Annotated in this window: 3 protein-coding genes; all 3 read right to left on the reverse strand. The window is 68.5% G+C overall.

Annotation, left to right across the window (positions count from 1 at the left end; all coding sequences use genetic code 11):
• On the reverse strand, positions 1-380 hold a 380-nt coding region (locus tag DD1DGNOD_RS01245), incomplete at its 3' end, for an LLM class flavin-dependent oxidoreductase (RefSeq protein ID WP_131769255.1).
• Positions 381-463: 83 nt separating this feature from the next.
• Positions 464-979: a cupin domain-containing protein gene (locus DD1DGNOD_RS01250; RefSeq protein ID WP_131764728.1), complete on the reverse strand. Its 516-nt coding sequence runs from the start codon at positions 977-979 to the stop codon at positions 464-466.
• A partial coding sequence (locus DD1DGNOD_RS01255) for an ABC transporter ATP-binding protein (RefSeq protein ID WP_131769253.1) occupies positions 976-1,564 on the reverse strand: 589 nt, incomplete at its 5' end. The genes DD1DGNOD_RS01255 and DD1DGNOD_RS01250, both read right to left, overlap by 4 nt.

A 1,564-nucleotide genomic window follows, 5' to 3' on the forward strand; every position in this document is an offset into this window, starting at 1 on the left:
TAGCGTTCGTCCTTGGTCAGGTAGTCGCCGTCGCGCCGCTGTTCGGCGTCGCTGCCGCCGGTGATGATGTGGATGGCGATCCGGCTGGCGGAGAAGTGGTCGAGGGTGGCGAAATAGCGGGCCGCGACCGTCGGGAAGACCACCCCCGGCCGGTGCGCGATCAGGTACCCCAGGCGCTCGGTGTTGGCCGCGGCATAGGCCGCGACCTGGATGTTGTCGGGTGAGGCGGAGCTGTAGCCGATCAGTACCCGGTCGAAGTCGGCATCCTCGTGGACGCGCGCGAACCGGCGGACATAGCTGGGGTCGATGACCGCTCCGGAGCGCGTGTGCGTTTCCGACCCTTCGCTGGTGGCGATCAGTCCGATGAACTCGACAGGCATGGCGGTACTCCTCGTGAGCATGGTGCGCAGGGTTGGGGATGGATCGCAGCCGCGCGGGATTAGTGAGCTGTCAGGACGAGCGGTCAGGAACAGCCCTCGACATCCGAGCCGCTGGTCAGGACCGGCCCGGCCCACTCCAGGCCTTCGAGGTTGATCACGATCCCCTCCTGGGTGCTCCGGGAGATCACGACGATGGCCTCGATGCTCGGGTCGGGGTTTTCCTCGCGGTGCGGGACCCACGGCGGCACAAAGATGAAGTCACCGGGGGAGGTCCGCACGCGGATCTCACGACCGGGGCCGGGCTCTTTCACCCCTTCGACGTTCTGGTCGAGGAAGATGAACTCCGGATGGCCGCTGACCACGTAGATGGCGGTTTCGGACTCGCCGTGGTGGTGGTTCCCGGACGCTGTGGACGGGGCGACGTGCACCTGCCCCATCCACAGCTTGGACGATCCGACGGTCTTGCCGCTGACGGCGGAGAACCGGCGCATCCCCGCGGTCTGCGCGGTGTCGGGGTCGAGGTCGGGCTGGGCGATCCGGTGCAGGCGGCGGTGGAACGGATCGACGTCGCCGTATGCGGGTACCTGGGAGGAGGTCATGGAAGGATCTTCCGTCTGGGCGGTGGTTCCCGGGTATCCGGTGCCGGGTCGGGCTCGATGGTCTGTGCCGTACGCTCGACGCCCCGTACAGGATGATCGACGTCTTGTGCAGGTTGACCGCCAGCAGCTTCGGGCCCAGCCGCCCCGGACGGGGCATGCCCGACCCCGAGCCAGCCGAGCAGTTCGGCGCGCAACGCGACGAACTGCGGATCGCTGACGTTGCGGGGCCTGACAAGGGTGATGTCCGCACTGTGGGCGATCACCCCGTCCTTCATGACCAGGACGCGGTCGGCGAGCAGCAGAGCTTCCTCGACGTCGTGGGTGACCAGGAGGATCGCCGGGTTGTGGCGTTGCCACAGCTGCTCGACCAGCCCCTGCACTCTGATCCGGGTGAGCGCGTCGAGGGCTCCGAACGGCTCGTCGAGCAGCATGAGCTCGGGGTCGCGGACAAGGGCCCGGGCAAGTGACGCCCGCTGCGCCTCACCGCCGGACAGTGTCCTGGGCCAGGCGTCGGCCCGGTGGGCAAGGCCCACCTCCTCCAGCGCCGCGACCGCCCTGGCCTTGTCGGGTCGGCCGGGAAGACCG

Origin of the sequence: Candidatus Protofrankia californiensis (assembly GCF_900634765.1) — a bacterium.
GTDB lineage: Bacteria > Actinomycetota > Actinomycetes > Frankiales > Frankiaceae > Protofrankia > Protofrankia californiensis.

Coding starts and splice junctions, on each gene's coding strand:
- DD1DGNOD_RS01250 (WP_131764728.1), bottom strand. CDS start 979: ATGACCTCCTCCCAGGTACCCGCATACGGCGACGTCGATCCGTTCCAC.